Source organism: Pseudomonas sp. AGC41 (assembly GCF_057334555.1).
This window is the reverse complement of record NZ_JBHFJB010000159.1, coordinates 29,618-34,403: the sequence shown is the minus strand read 5'-3', so window position 1 is coordinate 34,403 and position 4,786 is coordinate 29,618. Positions and strand designations below refer to the sequence as shown.

The window sequence follows — 4,786 nt, the reverse complement described above, 5'->3', positions numbered from 1 at the left end:
AGCTTGCTCCCGCTGGGCCGCGAAGCGGCCCCAAACCGGTGAATGCAATGCATCAGACTGATCACATCCACCGAACCGGGGCCCGCTGCGCAGGCCAGCGGGAGCAAGCTCCCTCGCCACGATGAAACCAAGGCATCGAAAGATGCCTTTTTCATATCCGGCAACGACCAGACAGGCATTCGCCAGTGTCGCACCGCGCCTCCAGTCTGATAACGTGCGTCTATCGATTGCAGCCGGTATGCTTGGCTCGCAACTTCACGGACGCTCGCCATGACCCTCACAGAATTACGCTACATCGTGACCCTCGCCCAAGAGCAACATTTCGGCCATGCGGCCGAGCGTTGCCATGTCAGCCAGCCGACACTGTCGGTGGGTGTGAAAAAGCTTGAAGACGAACTCGGCGTGCTTATTTTCGAGCGCAGCAAAAGCGCGGTGCGCCTGACACCGGTCGGTGAAGGCATCGTCGCCCAGGCGCAGAAAGTCCTGGAACAGGCCCAGGGCATCCGCGAGCTGGCCCAGGCCGGCAAGAACCAACTGACCGCCCCGCTGAAAGTCGGCGCGATCTATACCGTCGGGCCGTACCTGTTCCCGCACCTGATTCCGCAACTGCACCGGGTCGCCCCGCAGATGCCGTTGTACATCGAAGAAAACTTCACCCATGTGCTGCGCGACAAGCTGCGCAACGGTGAGCTGGACGCGATCATCATCGCCCTGCCGTTCAACGAAGCCGATGTCCTGACCCTGCCGCTCTACGACGAGCCGTTCTACGTCCTGATGCCGGCCCAGCACCCGTGGACCCAGAAGAAAACCATCGACGCCGGCCTGCTCAATGACAAGAGCCTGCTGTTGCTCGGCGAAGGCCACTGCTTCCGCGACCAGGTGCTCGAAGCCTGCCCGACCCTGACCAAGGGCAGCGAAAGCGCCAAGCACACCACGGTGGAGTCCAGCTCCCTGGAAACCATTCGCCACATGGTCGCCTCCGGCCTGGGCATTTCGATCCTGCCGCTGTCGGCGGTGGACAGCCATCACTACGCTCCAGGCGTGATCGAAGTCCGCCCGTTGACTGCGCCGGTGCCGTTTCGCACCGTAGCCATCGCCTGGCGCGCCAGCTTCCCGCGACCCAAGGCCATCGAGATCCTCGCCGACTCGATCCGCTTGTGCTCCGTGGCCAAGCCGCCTGCCGCCAAGTAAGCCGTAGCCATGACTGAGCTGTCGAAAGTGCCGGTGACGACACTCAAGGGTGTCGGTGAAGCCATGGCCGAAAAACTCGCCAAGGTTGGCCTCGAAACTCTCCAGGACGTGCTGTTCCACCTGCCGCTGCGTTACCAGGATCGCACCCGCGTGGTGCCCATCGGTCATTTGCGGCCCGGGCAGGATGCGGTGGTCGAAGGCACCGTCAGCGGCGCCGACGTGGTCATGGGCCGACGGCGCAGCCTGGTGGTGCGCCTGCAGGATGGCACCGGCGGGCTCAGCCTGCGCTTCTACCATTTCAGCAACGCGCAAAAGGAAGGCCTCAAGCGGGGCACCCGGGTGCGCTGCTACGGCGAGGCGCGTCCCGGCGCCTCGGGGCTGGAGATTTATCACCCGGAATACCGCGCCATCACTGGCGATGAACCGCCGCCCGTGGCGGAAACCCTGACGCCGGTCTACCCGCTCACCGAAGGCCTGACCCAACAGCGCCTGCGCCAGCTCTGCCAGCAGACCCTGACGATGCTCGGTCCCACCAGCCTGCCGGACTGGCTGCCCAAGGAACTGGCGCGGGACTATCAATTGGCGCCGTTGGCCGACGCGATTCGTTATCTGCACCACCCGCCCGCCGATGCCGACGTCGAAGAACTCGCCCTTGGACACCACTGGGCCCAGCATCGCCTGGCGTTCGAAGAGCTACTGACCCATCAATTGTCCCAGCAACGCCTGCGTGAGAGCCTGCGCTCGCTGCGCGCCCCGGCCATGCCCAAGGCGACAAAATTGCCGGCCCGCTACCTGGCCAATCTCGGTTTCACCCCCACCGGTGCCCAGCAACGGGTCGGCAATGAAATTGCCTACGACCTGAGCCAGCCCGAGCCGATGCTGCGGTTGATCCAGGGCGACGTCGGCGCCGGCAAGACCGTGGTCGCCGCTCTCGCCGCGCTGCAGGCGCTGGAGGCGGGTTATCAGGTGGCGTTGATGGCGCCGACCGAGATCCTGGCCGAACAGCACTTCATCACCTTCCAGCGCTGGCTCGAACCGCTGGGCATCGAAGTCGCCTGGCTGGCCGGCAAGCTCAAGGGCAAAAACCGCGTCGCCGCCCTGGCGCAGATCGCCGAGGGCGCGCCGATGGTGGTCGGCACGCACGCCCTGTTCCAGAACGAAGTGCAGTTCAAGAACCTGGCCTTGGTGATCATCGATGAACAACACCGCTTCGGCGTCCAGCAACGCCTGGCCCTGCGGCAGAAAGGCGTGGGCGGACGAATGTGCCCGCACCAGTTGATCATGACCGCCACACCGATTCCGCGGACCCTGGCGATGAGCGCCTACGCCGACCTCGACACCTCGATCCTCGACGAACTGCCGCCCGGCCGCACGCCGGTCAACACCGTGCTGGTCACCGACACCCGGCGGGTCGAAGTGATCAAGCGCGTGCGCAGCGCCTGCGCCGAAGGCCGGCAAGCCTATTGGGTGTGCACCTTGATCGAGGAATCGGAAGAGCTGACCTGCCAGGCGGCTGAAACCACCTTCGAGGACCTCACCGCCGCCCTGGGCGAGCTGAAGGTCGGGCTGATCCACGGGCGCATGAAGCCTGCCGAGAAAGCCGCGGTCATGGCCGAATTCAAGGCCGGCGCCTTGCAATTGCTGGTTGCGACCACGGTGATCGAGGTCGGTGTCGACGTGCCCAACGCCAGCCTGATGATCATCGAGAACCCCGAGCGCCTGGGTCTTGCGCAATTGCACCAGCTGCGTGGCCGCGTCGGCCGGGGCAGCGCGGCCAGCCATTGCGTGTTGCTGTACCATCCGCCGCTGTCACAGATCGGCCGCCAGCGGCTGGGCATCATGCGGGAAACCAATGACGGTTTCGTCATCGCCGAAAAAGACCTCGAACTGCGCGGCCCGGGTGAAATGCTCGGCACGCGCCAGACCGGTCTGCTTCAATTCAAGGTAGCCGACCTGATGCGTGACGCCGACCTGCTCCCTGCGGTCCGCGACGCCGCCCAGGCGTTGCTGGAGCGCTGGCCGGACCACGTCAGTCCGCTGCTGGATCGCTGGCTGCGCCACGGGCAGCAATACGGCCAAGTGTGAGCACGCGCTCAGTTTTCTGGACGCGCCTGCCCGACAAGCTGGTTATACTGACCAACTTGTAGGAAAACGGATACAGACCATGACCGAAGCTGCCCTCGTCCCAGAAACCCCGCACGCTCCGTCTGTTATTCGGCAGTTGCTCGAGAAATTGGGCATCGCCTTTGACGAAGTCATCGAGCGACCGGGTCTGAACCCCGCTCGTAAAGTGCAGGCCGTGCTGCTGCACGACGCTGTCGGCGCGCTCATGGTCCTGTTTCCGCAAAATCAGTTGTTGGACCTCAATCGGCTGGCCGAACTCACCGGTCGTAAACTCGTGGCGGTGCCGACCGAGCGCCTGGAGCGCATGCTCGGCAAGCACAACCTGAGCCTGCTGCCAGGCCTGCCCGCGCTGACCAGCTCGCCGTGCCTGTATGAAGAAGGCCTTTTGCGCGAGCCGAAACTGCTGATCAACTCCGGCGAGCCGGGGCTGCTCCTGGAAGTCACCAGCGAAGCCTTCAAGACCATGCTCACCAAGGCCAGCGCCGCAACGTTCGGCGAGCCTTTGAGCAACATCACGCCAAACCTGGACCGCCCGGACGATGACCGCAAGGAAATCACCCTGGCCGTGCAGGCGTTTACCGCGCGGCGTATCCAGCAACGCCTGGAAGAAACCATCGAGATTCCGCCACTGGCCGAAACCGCGCAGAAGATCATCAAGTTGCGGGTCGATCCCGACGCGACCATCGATGACATCACCGGCGTGGTGGAAACCGACCCGGCCCTGGCCGCGCAAGTAGTGAGCTGGGCCGCGTCGCCGTACTACGCCTCGCCGGGCAAGATTCGCTCGGTGGAAGACGCTATTGTCCGGGTGCTGGGCTTCGACCTGGTGATCAACCTGGCGCTGGGCCTGGCCCTGGGCAAGACCCTGAGCCTGCCCAAGGACCACCCGCAACACACCACGCCTTACTGGCAACAATCGATCTACACCGCCGCCGTCATCGAAGGCCTGACCCGCGCCATGCCGCGCGCCCAGCGCCCCGAAGGTGGCCTGACCTACCTGTCGGGGCTGCTGCACAACTTCGGTTATCTGTTGCTGGCCCACGTGTTCCCGCCGCATTTCTCACTGATCTGCCGACACCTGGAGGTCAACCCGCACCTGTGCCACAGCTACGTGGAACAACACCTGCTGGGCATCAGTCGCGAGCAGATCGGCGCCTGGCTGATGCGCTACTGGGACATGCCCGACGAACTGGCCACCGCCCTGCGCTTCCAGCACGACCCGCACTACGACGGCGAATACGCCGCCTACCCGAACCTGGTGTGCCTGGCCGTACGTCTGCTGCGCTCGCGCAGCATCGGCTCGGGCCCGGACGAGGACATCCCGGACTCGCTGCTCGAACGCGTGGGGCTGACTCGGGAAAAGGCCAATGATGTGGTCAGCAAAGTGCTCGAAGCCGAAGTGCTGCTGCGGGAATTGGCTTCGCAGTTCAGCCACTGATTACTGAAACAGACCGCTAGGCTTTTGTGGCGA

The 4,786-nt window shown here is 64.4% G+C and carries 3 protein-coding genes; all 3 read left to right on the top strand.

Features of this window, described 5'->3' with window-relative positions; genetic code table 11:
- The first annotated feature begins 270 nt into the window (after nucleotides 1-270).
- Nucleotides 271-1,191 carry a LysR substrate-binding domain-containing protein gene (locus ACE04F_RS27660; RefSeq protein WP_486110740.1) on the top strand — a complete coding sequence of 307 codons (921 nt, stop codon included), beginning with the start codon at nucleotides 271-273 and terminating at the stop codon, nucleotides 1,189-1,191.
- Between the two features lie 9 nt (nucleotides 1,192-1,200).
- Nucleotides 1,201-3,276 carry an ATP-dependent DNA helicase RecG gene (recG, locus tag ACE04F_RS27655; RefSeq protein WP_486110738.1) on the top strand — a complete coding sequence of 692 codons (2,076 nt, stop codon included), beginning with the start codon at nucleotides 1,201-1,203 and terminating at the stop codon, nucleotides 3,274-3,276.
- A gap of 79 nt (nucleotides 3,277-3,355) precedes the next feature.
- The gene (locus ACE04F_RS27650; RefSeq protein ID WP_486110736.1) at nucleotides 3,356-4,753 is read left to right on the top strand and encodes an HDOD domain-containing protein; all 1,398 of its coding nucleotides are present in this window, start codon (nucleotides 3,356-3,358) and stop codon (nucleotides 4,751-4,753) included.
- Nucleotides 4,754-4,786 lie beyond the last annotated feature (33 nt).

Coding starts and splice junctions, on each gene's coding strand:
- ACE04F_RS27660 (WP_486110740.1), top strand. CDS start 271: ATGACCCTCACAGAATTACGCTACATCGTGACCCTCGCCCAAGAGCAA.
- recG (WP_486110738.1), top strand. CDS start 1,201: ATGACTGAGCTGTCGAAAGTGCCGGTGACGACACTCAAGGGTGTCGGT.
- ACE04F_RS27650 (WP_486110736.1), top strand. CDS start 3,356: ATGACCGAAGCTGCCCTCGTCCCAGAAACCCCGCACGCTCCGTCTGTT.